15 protein-coding genes, 2 tRNA genes, 1 other RNA gene and 1 riboswitch are annotated in these 14,889 nt (G+C 65.8%); of the genes, 10 read left to right on the top strand and 8 right to left on the bottom strand.

The window, feature by feature from the left end; translation table 11 throughout:
* The first annotated feature begins 75 nt into the window (after positions 1–75).
* The 7 genes from smpB to IEX61_RS10845 all read left to right on the top strand — a co-directional run bounded on the left by smpB (position 76) and on the right by IEX61_RS10845 (position 5,106).
* Positions 76–540, top strand: coding sequence for an SsrA-binding protein SmpB (smpB, locus tag IEX61_RS10875; protein WP_054672581.1), 465 nt, complete (start codon positions 76–78; stop codon positions 538–540).
* A gap of 24 nt (positions 541–564) precedes the next feature.
* Positions 565–920: a transfer-messenger RNA gene (gene ssrA, locus IEX61_RS10870) on the top strand.
* 13 nt (positions 921–933) lie between these two features.
* A tRNA-Thr gene (locus IEX61_RS10865) sits at positions 934–1,009 on the top strand.
* Positions 1,010–1,204: 195 nt separating this feature from the next.
* Positions 1,205–2,062 (top strand): carbon-nitrogen hydrolase family protein, encoded by an 858-nt coding sequence (locus tag IEX61_RS10860; RefSeq protein ID WP_054672584.1) that lies wholly within the window; start codon positions 1,205–1,207, stop codon positions 2,060–2,062.
* Positions 2,063–2,112: 50 nt separating this feature from the next.
* Entirely contained in the window at positions 2,113–2,796 is a 684-nt protein-coding gene (locus IEX61_RS10855; protein ID WP_188818037.1) for a GNAT family N-acetyltransferase, read from the top strand.
* A gap of 52 nt (positions 2,797–2,848) precedes the next feature.
* Positions 2,849–3,853, top strand: coding sequence for a zinc-binding dehydrogenase (locus IEX61_RS10850; RefSeq protein ID WP_188818035.1), 1,005 nt, complete (start codon positions 2,849–2,851; stop codon positions 3,851–3,853).
* A 17-nt stretch (positions 3,854–3,870) separates the two neighbouring features.
* On the top strand, positions 3,871–5,106 hold the full coding sequence (locus tag IEX61_RS10845) for an amidohydrolase (RefSeq protein ID WP_188818033.1): 1,236 nt from the start codon (positions 3,871–3,873) through the stop codon (positions 5,104–5,106).
* Here the strand turns inward: IEX61_RS10845 and IEX61_RS10840 are convergent.
* The 4 genes from IEX61_RS10840 to IEX61_RS10825 all read right to left on the bottom strand — a co-directional run bounded on the left by IEX61_RS10840 (position 5,103) and on the right by IEX61_RS10825 (position 9,381).
* On the bottom strand, positions 5,103–5,315 hold the full coding sequence (locus IEX61_RS10840; protein ID WP_054672109.1) for a type II toxin-antitoxin system antitoxin: 213 nt from the start codon (positions 5,313–5,315) through the stop codon (positions 5,103–5,105). The two genes, IEX61_RS10845 and IEX61_RS10840, sit on opposite strands and share 4 nt — an antisense overlap.
* A 22-nt stretch (positions 5,316–5,337) precedes the next feature.
* Positions 5,338–6,180 carry an SPFH domain-containing protein gene (locus tag IEX61_RS10835; protein ID WP_054672111.1) on the bottom strand — a complete coding sequence of 281 codons (843 nt, stop codon included), beginning with the start codon at positions 6,178–6,180 and terminating at the stop codon, positions 5,338–5,340.
* Between the two features lie 133 nt (positions 6,181–6,313).
* Positions 6,314–8,032 carry a phosphomethylpyrimidine synthase ThiC gene (gene thiC, locus IEX61_RS10830; RefSeq protein WP_188818031.1) on the bottom strand — a complete coding sequence of 573 codons (1,719 nt, stop codon included), beginning with the start codon at positions 8,030–8,032 and terminating at the stop codon, positions 6,314–6,316.
* A 159-nt stretch (positions 8,033–8,191) separates the two neighbouring features.
* A riboswitch (TPP riboswitch) is annotated at positions 8,192–8,308 on the bottom strand.
* A gap of 89 nt (positions 8,309–8,397) precedes the next feature.
* Positions 8,398–9,381 carry an RluA family pseudouridine synthase gene (locus IEX61_RS10825; RefSeq protein WP_229725845.1) on the bottom strand — a complete coding sequence of 328 codons (984 nt, stop codon included), beginning with the start codon at positions 9,379–9,381 and terminating at the stop codon, positions 8,398–8,400.
* Between the two features lie 135 nt (positions 9,382–9,516).
* Between IEX61_RS10825 and IEX61_RS10820 the strand changes: the two genes are divergently transcribed.
* Positions 9,517–9,592, top strand: a tRNA-Thr gene (locus tag IEX61_RS10820).
* A 148-nt stretch (positions 9,593–9,740) separates the two neighbouring features.
* Positions 9,741–10,958: an MFS transporter gene (locus tag IEX61_RS10815; protein WP_172673543.1), complete on the top strand. Its 1,218-nt coding sequence runs from the start codon at positions 9,741–9,743 to the stop codon at positions 10,956–10,958.
* 137 nt (positions 10,959–11,095) lie between these two features.
* On the opposite strand, the gene IEX61_RS10810 is transcribed toward IEX61_RS10815, so the two are convergent.
* Positions 11,096–11,479, bottom strand: a complete 384-nt coding sequence (locus tag IEX61_RS10810) for a spore coat protein (protein ID WP_054671506.1) — start codon at positions 11,477–11,479, stop codon at positions 11,096–11,098.
* 12 nt (positions 11,480–11,491) lie between these two features.
* Positions 11,492–11,734, bottom strand: coding sequence for a ferritin-like domain-containing protein (locus IEX61_RS10805; RefSeq protein ID WP_054671516.1), 243 nt, complete (start codon positions 11,732–11,734; stop codon positions 11,492–11,494).
* Between the two features lie 252 nt (positions 11,735–11,986).
* Here IEX61_RS10805 and acuI point away from each other — a divergent pair, with 252 nt between their 5' ends.
* Positions 11,987–12,985: an acrylyl-CoA reductase (NADPH) gene (gene acuI / locus IEX61_RS10800; RefSeq protein ID WP_188818029.1), complete on the top strand. Its 999-nt coding sequence runs from the start codon at positions 11,987–11,989 to the stop codon at positions 12,983–12,985.
* 128 nt (positions 12,986–13,113) lie between these two features.
* Here the strand turns inward: acuI and IEX61_RS10795 are convergent, their stop codons facing one another.
* Together IEX61_RS10795 and proC are read right to left on the bottom strand one after the other, a co-directional pair.
* Entirely contained in the window at positions 13,114–13,446 is a 333-nt protein-coding gene (locus tag IEX61_RS10795; RefSeq protein ID WP_054671509.1) for an iron-sulfur cluster biosynthesis family protein, read from the bottom strand.
* 114 nt (positions 13,447–13,560) lie between these two features.
* Positions 13,561–14,403: a pyrroline-5-carboxylate reductase gene (proC, locus tag IEX61_RS10790; RefSeq protein ID WP_188818028.1), complete on the bottom strand. Its 843-nt coding sequence runs from the start codon at positions 14,401–14,403 to the stop codon at positions 13,561–13,563.
* Between the last annotated feature and the right edge of the window lie 486 nt (positions 14,404–14,889).

Genomic DNA, 14,889 nt, shown 5'->3' with positions numbered 1-14,889 from the left:
GAGCCGTAAATCCCTTGACGAATGCGTGAACCTATGTTATTGTTATCTTTGCAGGTTCTGCGGGGGGTGAGCACAATGGGCGACGGGGTGAAGGTGGTCGCCACGAACAAAAAGGCGTGGCACGACTACCACATCGAAGACACCTACGAAGCCGGCATTGTGCTCACGGGAACGGAGATCAAGTCCGTCCGCGCCGGGCGGGTCAACCTGAAGGACAGCTTCGCCCGGGTGGAGGACGGCGAGGTCTTTCTCTACAACATGCACATCAGCCCCTACAGCCAGGGCAACCGCTTCAACCACGATCCCACCCGCACGCGCAAGCTTCTCCTGCACCGCTATGAGATCAACAGGCTCACCGGCAAGGTGAAGGAGCGCGGGTACGCGCTGGTGCCGCTCCGCATGTACCTGAAAAACGGGTACGCCAAGCTGGAGCTGGCGTTGGCGAAAGGGAAAAAGATCTACGACAAGCGGGAAGCGATGGCCAAACGGGACGCGCAGCGCGAGATCGAGCGCGCGTTCCGCGAGCGGCAGAAGTACTGACGGTTGCCGTGCGTAGTGGAACATGGGGGCGTGCTGGATTCGACGGGGGTTGTTCGTGCACAAGCTGCGAGCCGAGGGGCTGCGTCCTCGTAAAAACGCAGGGCTAAATGTAACTGGCAACCGTCAAGTTGCTCTCGCTGCCTAATCGAGCGCAGCGGCTCCGCCACGCCATCGCCCACGTGGCGTGACCGGGGCTCAACCCAGTGGGCTGGCCAAGGGGCTCGTCACCGGCCCCGCGGCGAGATGGAACGGTGACTAGCCCGCGGGAACGCCTGTCGCCGGGCAGTCCCGAGGGCGAAGGGCGAATACGGCGACTACGCTCGTAGACGCTTGTGTGGCGATGCCTTCGGACGTGGGTTCGACTCCCACCGCCTCCACCAAATGAACAAACGTGCTGGCGTAGCTCAGCTGGTAGAGCGGCGCACTCGTAATGCGTAGGTCGGGGGTTCGAGTCCCTCCGCCAGCACCAGAGTATCGAAAGAAGGGGAGCCGAAACGCTTCCTTTTTATTTTTTTTTGTACCTGCTGAGATGGGAGCTTTTTCTTTTTCGGGATTGCGTCATCCGTCCGGCTTAGGGGGTTCACGGGACGTGAATCGTGTAGGAATCGTCCTGTTCAGTGTGGTATGTTGATGACAAAGGAGGGGCAAAGGAAAGGTGATGAACATGCGCATGCGCGTTGCGGCGGTGCAGTATGCGCTGCGATCGATTCGTTCGGTTGACGAGTTTGCCGCCCAGGTGACCCACTACGTGCGAACGGCGCAGGAATTCGGCGCCGAAGTGGTCCTCTTTCCCGAATTTTTCACCACCCAGCTCCTGTCCATCGGCGACGGCCGCGGCAACGCGCTGCCGATCGACGCGCTGCCCGACTTTACCGAGGCGTACCGCCGGCTGTTTGGCCGGCTGGCCCGCGAGACGGGAATGCTGCTCATCGGCGGAACCCATGTGGTGCGGCGCGGCGACCACCTGTACAACGTGGCGCACCTGTTTTTCCCCGATGGCCGGGTGGCCGAGCAGGCCAAGCTGCACCTGACGCCGACGGAAGTGCGGGAATGGAAGCTGGCGCCAGGCGATGCGCTCCACGTGTTCGACACGGAGAAAGGGAAGATCGCCGTGCTCATCTGCTACGATGTGGAGTTTCCGGAACTGGCTCGCATGGCGCGGGCAAGGGGGGCGAACGTGATCTTTTGCCCCTCGTGCACCGACAACGAGCCGGGCTTTTGGCGCGTGCGCTACACGTGCCACGCGCGGGCGGTGGAGAACCAGGTGTATGTGGTGAACGCCGGCACGGTGGGATCGCTGCCGACGGTCGATTTCATGCGCGCCAACTACGGCCAGGCGGCGGTGATTGCGCCCAACGACATTCCCTTCCCGCCGCGGGGCGTCGTGGCCGAGGGCGTGGTGGGCGACGACATGGTGGTGGTGGCCGACCTGGACCTCGACCTTCTCGAGGAGGTGCGGGCGCGCGGGGCGGTGACCACGTGGCGCGACCGACGCACGGATTTGTACCCCGATTGGGCCTGAGGGTTCCTGCGCCCCTGGCGAAAACCGGTTGTGGGAGAGAGGTGCCGCTGATGTACCGCAAGGAGCTGTACGTGTTTGACCGGGACCGGCCGGTGAAAGCGGTGATTCGGCGCTACACGGAACGCGATTTTGCCGAGCTGATCCGCATCCAGCAGGAATGCTTTCCGCCGCCGTTTCCCTCGGAGCTGTGGTGGAACGAGGAGCAGCTGGCCAGCCACGTGGCGCGCTTTCCCGAAGGCGCCCTGTGCGTGGAAGTGAACGGGGAACTGGCCGGCTCGATGACGACGCTCATCGTCCGCTTTGACCCGGCGCACCCCCACCACACGTGGGCGGAGATCACCGACAACGGGTACATCCGCAACCACGACCCGGGCGGCAACACGCTGTACGTGGTGGACATCAGCGTGCGGCCGCGCTACCGGGGGCTGGGCCTGGGCAAGTGGCTGATGCAGTCGATGTACGAGCTGGTCGTGCACAGGGGCCTCGACCGCCTGCTCGGCGGGGGGCGCATGCCGGGGTACCACCGCGTGGCCGACCGGATGACGGCCGAGCAGTACCTGGACGCCGTGGTGCGTGGCGAGCTCGCCGATCCGGTCATCACCTTCCTCCTGCGGTGCGGGCGCACGCCCCTCGCCGTGGTCCCGGACTACCTGGAGGACGAGGAGTCGCGGAACTACGCCGCCCTGATGGAGTGGCGGAATCCGTTCAAGGCGGCGGAACGCGCGGGTTCTTGACGCCGTAAGGAATCGCCCTGTTCCACAATGAAGCGGAAGGAGGCGCGCGAGGATGAAGGCGCTGGTATGGGAACGCACGGGATTGGAGGGGCTTGTGCTTCGGGAGGTGCCCGTTCCGGAGGTGCCGCCCGGGTGGGTGCGCATTCGGGTGAAGGCGGCGGCCCTGAACCATCGCGATTTGTACTTTGTGGAAGGCCGCATGCCGGTCGAACCCGGCACCGTTCTCGGCTCCGACGGGGCCGGGGTGGTCGACGCGGTGGGCAACGGGGTGACGACCGTACGCGCCGGGGACGAGGTGCTCGTCAACCCCAGCCTCGGGTGGCCCAAGCGCAGCGACGCCCCGCCCAAGGGCTTTCGCATCCTCGGCGTGCCCGACAACGGAACCTTCGCCGAGTACGTGGTGGTGCCGGCGGAAAACGCGGTGCCCAAACCGGCGCACCTCACCTGGGAGGAGGCCGGGGCGCTCCCCCTGTCGGCACTGACGGCGTACCGGGCCCTCTTTACGCGGGCGCGGGTGCAGCCGGGCGAGACGGTGGTCATCCCCGGCATCGGGGGCGCGGTGGCCCTGTTCGCCCTGCAGATGGCCAAGGCGGCGGGCGCGCGGGTGCTCGTCACCTCCCGCAGCGCCGAAAAGCGACAGCGGGCGCTGGCCCTCGGCGCCGACGCGGCCTTCGATACGGAGAGCGACTGGCCACAAGCGGTGAAGGAGGCCACCGACGGCCGCGGCGCCGATGTGGTGGTGGAGACGGTGGGCGGCGTCACCTTCGACAAGTCGCTGGCCTCGCTGCGACCGGGCGGCCGGCTCATCACCTTCGCCGCAGGATACGGCAGCCACGCGATGCTCGACCTGCGCCGCTTCTTCTACGGCCAGTACACGCTGCTCGGCACGACGATGGGCAGCGGCGAAGAGTTTGCCGAGATGGTGGCCTTCGTCGAGCGGCACGGCATCCGGCCGGTGGTCGACAGCGCATACCCGCTGGAGCGGGCGCGCGCGGCGTTTGACAAGCTCCTGGCGTCGCGTCAGTTTGGGAAGTTGGTGCTGTGGATCGGGGAATAACGTCAGGGGGGATCCCTATGCTCCAGACCGTGTTTCGCCACCTGGATCGCCTCTATCCCGACATGGTCGCCTGGCGCCGGCACTTTCACATGCACCCCGAGCTGTCGTTTCAGGAAGTGGAGACCCCTAAGCGCATCGCCGAGCTGCAGCGTTCGTTTGGCCTCGCCGTGCGGGAGGGCGTCGGCGGGCGCGGCGTGGTGGCGGTGCTGGAAGGGGCGGCGCCCGGCCCTACGGTGGCTTTGCGCGCCGATTTTGACGCCCTGCCCATTCAAGATGAAAAGGAGGTGCCGTACCGTTCCCAAGTTCCCGGCGTGATGCACGCCTACGGCCACGATGCCCACACGGCCATCCTCCTTGGGGTGGCCAGGGCATTGAGCGCCGTTCGTAACCAGTTGCCGGGGCGGGTGGTGTTCATCCACCAGTTTGCCGAAGAGGTGACGCCCGGCGGGGCCAAGGCGATGATCGAAGACGGCTGTCTGGAGGGCGTCGACGTCATCTTCGGCACCCACGTGTGGAGCGGCCTGCCCCTCGGAACGATCGGCTACCGGGAAGGCCCCATGATGGCGGCGGCCGACGCTTTCCGCATCGTGGTGCAGGGGCGCGGCGGCCATGGGGCGGCCCCCCATGAGACGGTGGACGCCATCGCCGTCGGTGCCCAGCTGGTGAGCATGCTGCAGCAGGTGGTGGCGCGACGGGTCGATCCGGTGCAGCCGGCGGTGGTGACGGTGGGGTCGTTCCACGCCGGGTCGGCCTTCAACGTCATCGCCGAGCAGGCCGTTCTGGAGGGCACGGCGCGTTCTTTTGATGAGGGCGTGCGCAATCTCCTGGAACGGGAGATCGAGCGGGTGGTGCAAGGCGTCTGCGCGGCGGCCAGCGCCCGCTATAGCTACACGTACACGCGCGGGTATCCGGCACTGGTCAACCATGAACGGGAGACGCGCCTGCTGGTCGACACCCTCTCGCAGGTCTATAACGCCAACCGGCTCGTGCGCATGGACCCGATCATGGGCGGCGAAGACTTCGCCTACTATTTACAGAAGGTCCCCGGCACCTTCTTCTTTACCGGGGCGGGCAATCCGCAGGTGGGGGCGTCCTATCCGCATCACCACCCGCGCTTTGACATCGACGAGCGGGCCATGGCCGTGGCGGCCAAGGCCTTGGCCGCCCTGACGCTGCGCACGCTGTGCGGGGACGGTGTGCTGGATGGGGCGCGCCTGACCTTGCCCGAGGCGAGCCAGCCCGTCATCGCCTAGCCGTCCCCATCGGCGGCGTTGGGAGCGGTCCTGCCGGCCGGTGAAGAGCCTGTGCCTCCTTTTGGCCAGCGACCGGCACGCCGCGCGGCCTCGCGCAGCAGGTACTCGATGTGCCCGTTGACGGAGCGGAACTCGTCGGCGGCCCATCGCGCCAGGACGTCATACAGCTGGGGATCGAGGCGGAGGAGGAACGGTTTTTTCGGCGCCATGGCCAGCCTCCACAGGCACCCCTCAATAGATGGTGCCGGTGTGGATCACCGGCTGGGCCGGCCGCTCCGCCACGATGGCCACCATCAGGTTGTTGACCATGGTGGCCTTTTTCTCTTCGTCCAGGGCGATGATCCCCTCCCGCTCCAGCTTTTCGAGGGCCATCTGCACCATGCCCACGGCGCCCTCGACGATCTTCTCCCGCGCGGCGACGATGGCCTTGGCCTGCTGGCGCTGCAGCATGGCCCCGGCGATCTCGGCGGCGTAGGCGAGGTGGGTCAGGCGCGCCTCGAGCACTTCAACGCCGGCCACGGCCAGCCGCTCTTGCAGGTCGGCCTTCAGTTCGGCGGCCACCTCCTCGGTGTGGCTGCGCAGCGAGATCCCCTCCTGGTCAAACAGGTCGTAGGGATACCGGCTGGCGATGTTGCGGATGGCCGCTTCACTCTGGATTTCGACGAACCGCTCGTATTCGTCTACATCAAAGAGGGCTTTGGCCGAATCGACCACGCGGAAGGCGATAACGGCGGCGATCTCGATGGGGTTGCCTTCCACGTCGTTGACCTTCAGCTTGGCGCTCGTGAAGTTGCGGATGCGCAGCGAGACGCGCTTGCGGGTGGTGAGCGGGTAGGTAAGGTGGAGGCCGTTTTCACGGATGGTGCCGAGGTAGCGGCCAAAGAAAACGACGGCCTTGGCCTCGTTGGGCTGCACCATGACGATGCCGCTGGCCAAAAGAAGGCCGAGCGCCATCAGGACGATGCCCACCCCATTCCCCGTGGTGCCGAGGACCCCGGCGCCGAGGCCAATAAGCGCCAGGATGATGGCCAGCCCCACAAAGCCGTTGACGGCGGACAAGGGTTTTTCCCGCATGGTGTGGTCTCCTCTCGAGCGTTGTCAAAGAATTCAATAACATGATATCACCTTGATAGCAATCGCGTCAAGAAAAAACCGATGAGGCCCCCCGCCTTCGAGGGGAATCCCCATCGGTTGTGCGGCGTGCATTTTAGGTTCGTTGGTAGATCGCTCCGCCGCGGGCGCGAAACTCGGCCGCCTTTTCCTTCAGCCCCTCGGCGATGGCCGCCTGCTCGTCGAGGCCCTTCTCCCGGGCGTAGGCGCGCAGGTCGTGGGTGATGCGCATGCTGCAGAATTTCGGCCCGCACATCGAGCAGAAGTGGGCCGTCTTCGCCCCTTCGGCCGGCAGCGTCTCGTCGTGGTATTCTTGCGCCCGGATCGGGTCGAGGGAGAGGTTGAACTGGTCGCGCCAGCGGAACTCGAAGCGCGCCTTGGAGAGGGCGTCGTCGCGCTGCTGGGCCCGCGGATGGCCCTTGGCCACGTCGGCGGCGTGGGCGGCAATCTTGTAGGCGATGACGCCTTCCTTCACGTCGTCCTTGTTCGGCAGGCCGAGGTGCTCCTTCGGCGTGACGTAGCAGAGCATGGCCGTGCCGTACCAGCCGATCATCGCTGCGCCGATGGCCGAGGTGATGTGGTCGTAGCCGGGGGCGATGTCGGTGACGATGGGGCCCAGGGTGTAGAAGGGGGCCTCGTGGCAGATCTTCATCTGCAGGTCGACGTTCTCCTTGATCTTGTGCATCGGCACGTGGCCCGGCCCTTCGATCATCACCTGCACGTCGTGTTCCCAGGCGATCTTCGTCAGCTCGCCGAGGGTCTCGAGCTCGGCGAACTGGGCCGCGTCGTTGGCGTCGGCGATGGAGCCGGGGCGCAGGCCGTCGCCGAGGGAGATGGCCACGTCGTAGGCGCGGCAGATCTCGCAGATTTCCTCAAAGTGCGTGTACAGGAAGTTTTCCTCGTGATGGGCCAGGCACCAGGCGGCGATGATCGACCCGCCGCGGGAGACGATGCCCGTGACGCGATGGGCCGTAAGCGGGATGTAGGCCAGGCGCACGCCGGCGTGAATGGTAAAGTAGTCGACGCCCTGTTCGGCTTGCTCGATGAGCGTGTCGCGGTAGACCTCCCACGTCAGCTCCTCCGGCTTGCCGCCCACCTTCTCGAGGGCCTCGTAGATGGGCACGGTGCCGATGGGGACGGGGGAATTGCGCAGGATCCACTCCCGCGTTTCATAGATGTTCTTCCCCGTCGACAGGTCCATCACCGTGTCGGCGCCCCACAGGATGGCCCACGTCATCTTTTCGACCTCTTCTTCGATCGACGAGGCGACGGCGGAGTTGCCGATGTTGGCGTTGATCTTGACGTGGAAGTTCCGCCCGATGATCATCGGCTCCGTCTCCGGGTGGTTGATGTTCGCCGGAATGATCGCTCGGCCGCGGGCCACCTCCTGGCGCACGAATTCCGGGTCCATCCCCTCGCGCAGTGCGACGAACTCCATCTCCGGCGTGATGATGCCGCGCTTGGCGTAGGCCATCTGCGTGACCGCGCATCCGGCTTTGGCGCGGAGGACGCGCCGCCCCTTGTGGCCGACGATCTCCTCCACGTCGCCGCGCTCAAGGATCCAGTTGCGCCGCAGCTTGGGCAGGCCCTTTTCCAGGTCGACGGTGTAGCTGGGGTCGGTGTACGGCCCGCTCGTGTCGTAGACGCGCAGGGGCGGGTTCTCCTCCTCGCCGCCCAGCCCTTTTGTGGGGCTGAGGGTGATTTCGCGCATCGGCACGCGGATGTCGGGGCGCGAGCCCTGCACGTACACCTTTCGGCTGTTTGGGAAGAAGTTTGCGTAGGAGGCGATGGAGAGGTTCAGCTTGCGTGTGGACATGGCGCATCCTCCTTTGCGGTAGGGTTTGACAGCGCCGCACGTCCACACGGAGGCGGGGGCCTGAAGGGAGAGGATCAGGGCGAGAAGAGACGAGCAATTGCGAATGGGGTGAAAGACCCGAAAAAAGGCCGCCAGGGAATGGCGGCCGCGCGTGAACGCCTGGTGCGTCGGTGCACGGTCCCTGCGCAGGCATTACCCTGGTCAGGTTCAAACGGTCGGTGACGGATTCCTGGTCACCCTCTCAGCCCGGCTCCCCGAGCTCCCGTGTGCGGTATGCGGTTGGCTGTCACCCTTATCGTAGCGCAGCGAGGGGCAAAAGGCAACGAGAAGTTTTTGCGGGGCTGCTGCCGGCGCGATTCGCCGGCTCAGGTGGGCGCGCCGGGTTCGGGAACGTTGGCCGGCGCGTCCAATCCGAGGGCGTCATCGGGCACCGAGAGACCCAGCGCTTTTACCAGGTCCTTTAGGTCCTCCGGCAGGGGCGACGAAAAGGCCATCGCCGCGCCGGTCAGCGGGTGGGTGAAGGCCAGCCGGGCGGCGTGCAGGGCCTGCCGGGCGATGCGATCGGTGGCGCCGCCGTACAGCCGGTCGCCGAACAGCGGGTGGCCGAGGTGGGCGAAGTGGACGCGGATCTGGTGCGTCCGCCCCGTCTCCAATTCCGCCTCGACAAACGACGCGTCGTCGGTTTGCGCAAGCACGCGGTAGCGCGTGACGGCCGGCTCGCCGTGCTCGTCGACGCGGCGGCGCAGCGGATGGCCCGGCTCTCGCGCGATGGGCGCGTCGATGATGCCCGTGCCCTCGGCCAGGCGGCCGTGCACCACGGCCAGGTAGACGCGGCGGATGCGCTTTTCGCGCAGGGCGCGGTCGAGAAGCTGGTGGGCGTAGGCGTGTTTGGCCACGAGAAGCAGGCCCGAGGTGTCGCGGTCGAGGCGGTGCACCGGGCGCACGCGGGCCTCCACGCCCTGCTGCTGCCAGTGGTAGGCGATGCCGTGGGCGAGGGTGCCCCGCTCATGGCGGCGCACCGGGTGCACGTTGATCCCCGCCGGCTTGTCGACGACGAGCAGGTCCTCGTCTTCGTAGACGAGGCCAAAGGGCACCGGCTCCGGCGTAAGGTCCGGTGTCTCCCAGGGACGGATGGCCACGGCCAGCCGGTCGCCGGCGCGCACCGGGCGTTCGAGCCACGGCATCCGCCCGTTGAGCCGAATGCCGCGCATCCGCGTCAGGCGGTTGATCATCCGATTGGACAAAAGCAGGTGTTCCTTGAGGACGGTGCGCACCGTTCGGCCGTCCCAGTCGGCCGGCACGGTGAACGTCATCCACTTGTTGTGCCGTTTGGCCGGTTTGCCGTCCATCGCGTCTGCCTCCTTCGGTACCCTTCCCTGTCTAGGATAACCCACCCCCCTGCCTTCGCCAAAACATTCCTCTTGACTTTCCCGCAAACCTCGTGTAAATTGTAAATCGTGATCGGCGACAGCGGTCGCAACCGTGCTGGCGTAGCTCAGTTGGTAGAGCGGCGCACTCGTAATGCGTAGGTCGTGGGTTCAAGTCCCTCCGCCAGCACCACTACATAGCCAAAAGCCCGCACCGGGACACCCGGTGGCGGGTTTCTTTATTCTTTTTTTGTGCGTTCGTCGTATCAGCGGACGCCTGCCCCGAAGGTTCGGTCGCGGGCGAGGAGCCGGATTGTGGCGAACGGGGGAGGGGAATGGGCGTGTCGTTGGCCAAGACGCAGGAGGTTGGGCGCGCCGCCGTTTCGTGGCGGGGAACGTACCTGCGGCTCAACGCGCTGTTTTTGGGCCTCTTTTTTGCGTTCGGTGCCGTCTATCCGCTCCTGTCGCGTTTTCTGGAGGCCAAGGGCTTCTCGGGGACGGAAATCGGTGTGCTGACGGCCGTGGGCTCATTCGTGGCCATCGTGGCGCAGCCGGCGTGGGGCATGATCTGCGACGCCACGGGGCAGCCGCGCCGCGTGCTGATCGTGGCCCTTGTCACCTCAGGGACGATCGCCCTCGGCTTTCTCGCGGCCGACGGGTTTGCGGCCATGCTCGCCCTGCTGGTCGGGTTGCATCTCTTTCAGAGCGCCATCGTGCCGATTTCCGACAGCCTGGCCTTGCGGTTTGCGCGAAGAAGCGGCGTCGCTTACGGGAACATCCGGTTGTGGGGCGCGGTTGGGTTCGCCTCGGCGGCGTTTGTGGCCGGGAAGGCGGCCGAAGCCTTTGGACTTGGGGTGCTGTTCCCCTTGTACACGGCGGCGCTCATCGCCTCCGTATGGATCGTCCGCCGCCTGCCCGATCAGGGGGAGGAGACACAGCAGGTGCGGCTGTGGCGGGGGCTGCGCGACCTCTTGCGCCTCCCGCCCTACGCGTTCTTTGTGCTCAGCGCCTTTTTGGTGTTCGGACCGATCAACGGGAACAACCTTTACTTCGGCCTGCTGTTCCAAGCCTTGGGCGGGTCGGTAGCGAGCATCGGGCTGGCCTTTTTGCTCTTTGCCGGAAGCGAAGTGATCTTTTTGCGCACCGCCGATTGGTTTGTGCGGCGCTGGGGGCTGGCGGGAACGCTTCTTCTGGCCAGCGCGGTGTCGGCGGGGCGGTGGCTATGGTACGCCACGGCGCCGCCGCTGTGGGCCGTGCTTGCGCTGTTCCTTTTGCAAGGCTTTTCTGTCGGCCTGTACCTGGCCGCCGCACCGCCTCTCGTTCGCGAACTGGCGCCGCGGAATCTGCAGGCGACGGCCCTGGGCATCTTCGCGGCATTCGGCCATGGGCTCGGAACGGTGGCCAGCAACTTTCTGGGCGGCCTGGTGATGGACCGCTATAGCATCTTTGGCACCTATGTCCTGTTCGGCGGGCTCACCCTGCTGGGCATGCTCCCCATCCTCTGGATTGCGCGGCGCAGCGGGGCCGCACGGCGTCCGGTCGACGGGATCGATGCGTGAGCGCGGGGTGGCCGTGTGCCGGAATGCCGCTTTGTTCTGGATCCCATCGCGCGTCGTTTGGCCGAGCGGGATCGGGAATGACGCGAAAAAACGCCCTTGCCTCCGCTTGTTGATGCGGACAAGGGCGTTTTTTGGGCTCACATCATCGGCGCTGTCGGCTGGGTCGTTGCCCCTCCCGCGCCGAGCAGGGGAAACTGCGTGCGGTACCCGGCATATTGCTGGTAGGCGTTTTGCACCTCGTAGGCCGGGGCCGCCTCCAGTTTGTACCATCCTTTTTCAAACATGAGGTTGAACAGGCGCCGCTGGCATTGGTGGGTTTCGTTCAGGATGGCCAGCACGTCCTGGTGCAGGCGGTGGTGGCTGGCCTCGATGGCCATGATCGTGTAGTTGTGGCACAGGTACTTTTCCGTGGCCAGCACGTCGTTGGCCCGGTCGCGGTCGTTCATTTGCGGCCCCTTCACCTGCGGCTCGCCGGGCGGCTTGGGATTGGCGATTTTCTGGTTGGTCGGCGGTTGTTGCATGGTTGTCCCTCCTTAGACGGGCTGCCCCGGAGCGGGGGAAGTGGGACGATCGGTCCGCAAGTGGGCGAGCAGCATCTCGTAGTGCCGCTGATGCATCCGGCAGGCCTCTTCAAGGGCCTGGCGGAGCTGCGGATCGCTGCACTCCTGGGCGAAGTGGTGGCATTTTTTCATCGCCAAGAGCTCCCACGACAGGCTGTCCTTGAGGTAGGCCAGGTCCTTCGTCGTCACCACCTCGGGCGGCGCGCTCCAGCGCATGCCGGCTTGCGGCTGCGCGGCTGTGCCCGCACCGAAGGCGGGTTGGTACGTGGGGCCCATGAAGGATTGCGGCGTGTACACGAACGGCTCCTCCTTTCGCGGCGATCGGATGTGCGCACCGTTAGTATGCGAAACGGAAGCGCTTGCCTATGCGCCGCAACCGATGCGCGAGGATTGGCGCCATTCGCGCCATTGTGAAAAATGATATACTAATCCTGTTCGGGAATCGATTCAGCGGGAGGTGCGGCAGGAATGTCCAATGCGACGTTTCGGGCCCTGGTGCTGGAACAGGAAGGCGGCGAGGTGCGCTGCGCGCTGCGGGAGGTGGAGCGGTCGGCCTTGCCGGAGGGAGAGGTTTTGATCAAGGTGGCGTATTCCAGCGTGAATTACAAGGACGGGCTGGCCCTTCACGTGCCCGGGCGGATTGTACGGCGGTATCCGATGGTGCCGGGAATCGATCTGGCCGGGGTGGTGGAGGAGTCGACCGCGCCCGACGTGCGGCCGGGCGACCCGGTGATCGTGACGGGATGGGGCATCGGCGAGCGCCATTGGGGCGGCTATGCCCAGTACGCGCGGGTCAAGGCGGAGTGGGTGGTGCCGCTGCCGCAGGGCCTTGACCTGAAGCAGGCCATGGCCATCGGCACGGCGGGCTTCACGGCGATGCTGTGCGTCATGGCGTTGGAGGAGCACGGCGTGGTGCCGGGGGAGCGGGAAGTGGTGGTGACGGGCGCGGCGGGCGGCGTGGGCAGCATTGCGGTGGCTCTGCTGGCCCAGCTCGGGTATCGCGTCGTGGCGTCGACCGGGCGGCCCGAACTCCACGACTATTTGCGTTTCCTTGGGGCCCAGCGCATCCTCGACCGCAGGGTGCTGGCGACGCCGTCGGGCAAGGCCCTCGATTCCGAGCAGTGGGCCGGAGCCGTGGACACGGTGGGCGGCGAAACGCTGGCCGGCCTCTTGCGCTCGGTGGCCTACGGGGGCAGCGTGGCCGCGTGCGGGCTTGCCGGCGGTAGCGAGCTGACGACCACCGTCTTCCCCTTCATCTTGCGGGGCGTCAACCTGCTGGGGATCGACTCGGTGTATTGCCCGCGCGAGCGGCGCGAGCAGGCGTGGCAGCGGCTGGCGCGCGATTTGCCGCTGGACAAGCTGGAGGCGATGACGCACGTGGTGTCCCTCGAGGAGGCGGTTGCCGTCGGCCGCGACATCCTGCAGGGCAAGGTGCGCGGGCGCGTGGTGGTTGACGTCAACGCCTAAGCGGGGCAGCCGCGTGCGGCAACCGAATCGGCGGTGCACCGGCCGGTATGGGCGCGCAAAAAAGGGGGACGGCAAACGCCGTCCCTTTTCCATCATCCCGCCCGTTCGGAGCATTCCATTTGTCCGCGTCATCCCACCAGCGCGGGTTCGCGTTCCTCAACCGGGTGATCGAGCCGCGCGAACCGCTCGTGGGAGACGACGATCTCGTCGCTGCCGTCCAGATCGATGGTCATGCCGTCCAGGTACCAGGCGTCGTCGTCGCGGACCACAAAGGCCACATCCCGGACGCGAACGACGTGATCATGCGGCGTGATGCGATCCTTTTGGATGCCGAAGGAGTACCCCACGTGGCCGACGCCGCCAATGCGCACGAACAGGCGCAGCGCCTCGCCCTCTTGGACGTCGAGTTCCTGCCGGTAGAATTCCGCCGCCTTCTCGGTGATGATGAGCCGGAGCGCCATGCTTCCACTCCCCTTGCGCGCGTTGGTGCTTGCAGTGTATTCACTTGTATTATAACATGTTCCTCTGTTTTGCAACACATCTGTTTTGCAACACAAAAAAATTCCCGTTGCTGTTCAACGGGAATGGACCTTTGCGCTGACGAGCTGTCCCAATTCTTTTGCGCGTTCCGTTGCGCGCAGGATGGCGCGCTGTATCGCTTCTTGGAATTGGTGGGTGCGCAGCACCTCGAGGCCGGCCATCGTTGTCCCGCCCGGCGACGTGACCTTTTCGCGCAGGACAGACGGCTCTTCGCGCGTCTCGAGGAGCATGTGCGCCGCGCCGAGCAGGGTTTGCACGGTCAGCCGGCGGGCGATCTCCGGCGCGAGGCCGGCCTTTTGCCCGGCCTGTTCCATCGCCTCGACGAGGAAGTAGATGTACGCCGGCCCGCTGCCCGACAGCCCCGTGACGGCGTCGAGCTGTTCCTCTTTCACCACGCAGGTGATGCCGATGGCGTCAAACAGCTTCCGCACCAGCGTCTCGTGACACGGCGCCGCGTAGGGGCCGAGGGCGATGCCGGTGGCCGACAGCCCGACGTGGCAGGAGGTGTTGGGCATCGTCCGGACGATGGGCACGGGGTGGGGGAAAAACGACTGGATAAAGGAGATCGGCACGCCGGCGGCGACGGAGATGATCAGATGGTTGGCCCGCACGCGGTCGGCCACTTCCTTTAGGGCTTCGCCCACATCCTTGGGCTTCATGGCCAGCACGATCACGTCGGCTTCGCGTACAGCCTCGCGCTTGTCGGTGGCCGTTCGCACGCCGTACCGCTTGGCCAGTTCTGCGAGGCGCTCGCGGTTTTGCCGGTTCGTGACGAGGATCTTGTGGGGGGCCACCACCCCCTTGTTGATCACCCCCGCGATGAGCGCTTCGGCCATCGAGCCGGCGCCGAGAAAGGCGATCGTTTTTTGCAAGGCCATCGCGTTCCCCCTCCTTTGTTCAGACCAACATCGGAATCGCGCGCCAAACAAAAACGCCCCCCTTCGCCAAAAGGACGAAAGAGGGCGTTGCTCTTCCGCGGTACCACCTTTTTTGACGGCGGGCGCTGGGCCTTCGCCGTCCACTCTCGCCGCCGTATCGGGGCGGCAACCGGTCGGGTTTTCCCCGACGCGCTTCCGGGCGGGTTCGGCGGCCGTGACGGCGAGGCCTTGCAGCCGGCGGGCCTCGCTCTCTGGACGTCCGTGCGACGCCTACTGCTCCCGTTCATCGCGCCTGTTGCACCGGATGGCGCGTGCCTGCGCCGATCCGAAGCGTGCGATCCGCCTGTCAACACGCGGCCGTGTCCGCCTGTTGTTGGTGTTGTTAGTGATGATTATGCCCCGCTTGCGCGTCGATGTCAAGGGGAGTGTGGCTCTAGGTCAATAATTGTGGATGCGAGGTCAACCAAGCCAAGGGAACAAAAGCGA

This window comes from Calditerricola satsumensis, assembly GCF_014646935.1.
GTDB classification, from domain to species: Bacteria; Bacillota; Bacilli; order Calditerricolales; family Calditerricolaceae; genus Calditerricola; species Calditerricola satsumensis.
Note: the sequence above shows the minus strand (reverse complement) of the source record. Positions and strands in the feature narration are given on the sequence as shown.

Coding starts and splice junctions, on each gene's coding strand:
- IEX61_RS10835 (WP_054672111.1), bottom strand. CDS start 6,180: ATGCGGGAAAAACCCTTGTCCGCCGTCAACGGCTTTGTGGGGCTGGCC.
- IEX61_RS10840 (WP_054672109.1), bottom strand. CDS start 5,315: ATGGCGCCGAAAAAACCGTTCCTCCTCCGCCTCGATCCCCAGCTGTAT.
- IEX61_RS10795 (WP_054671509.1), bottom strand. CDS start 13,446: ATGGCGCTCCGGCTCATCATCACCGAGAAGGCGGCGGAATTCTACCGG.
- proC (WP_188818028.1), bottom strand. CDS start 14,403: ATGGCCTTGCAAAAAACGATCGCCTTTCTCGGCGCCGGCTCGATGGCC.
- IEX61_RS10855 (WP_188818037.1), top strand. CDS start 2,113: ATGTACCGCAAGGAGCTGTACGTGTTTGACCGGGACCGGCCGGTGAAA.
- IEX61_RS10850 (WP_188818035.1), top strand. CDS start 2,849: ATGAAGGCGCTGGTATGGGAACGCACGGGATTGGAGGGGCTTGTGCTT.
- thiC (WP_188818031.1), bottom strand. CDS start 8,032: ATGTCCACACGCAAGCTGAACCTCTCCATCGCCTCCTACGCAAACTTC.
- IEX61_RS10845 (WP_188818033.1), top strand. CDS start 3,871: ATGCTCCAGACCGTGTTTCGCCACCTGGATCGCCTCTATCCCGACATG.
- IEX61_RS10805 (WP_054671516.1), bottom strand. CDS start 11,734: ATGCGCTGGAGCGCGCCGCCCGAGGTGGTGACGACGAAGGACCTGGCC.
- smpB (WP_054672581.1), top strand. CDS start 76: ATGGGCGACGGGGTGAAGGTGGTCGCCACGAACAAAAAGGCGTGGCAC.
- IEX61_RS10810 (WP_054671506.1), bottom strand. CDS start 11,479: ATGCAACAACCGCCGACCAACCAGAAAATCGCCAATCCCAAGCCGCCC.
- IEX61_RS10860 (WP_054672584.1), top strand. CDS start 1,205: ATGCGCATGCGCGTTGCGGCGGTGCAGTATGCGCTGCGATCGATTCGT.
- acuI (WP_188818029.1), top strand. CDS start 11,987: ATGTCCAATGCGACGTTTCGGGCCCTGGTGCTGGAACAGGAAGGCGGC.
- IEX61_RS10825 (WP_229725845.1), bottom strand. CDS start 9,381: ATGGACGGCAAACCGGCCAAACGGCACAACAAGTGGATGACGTTCACC.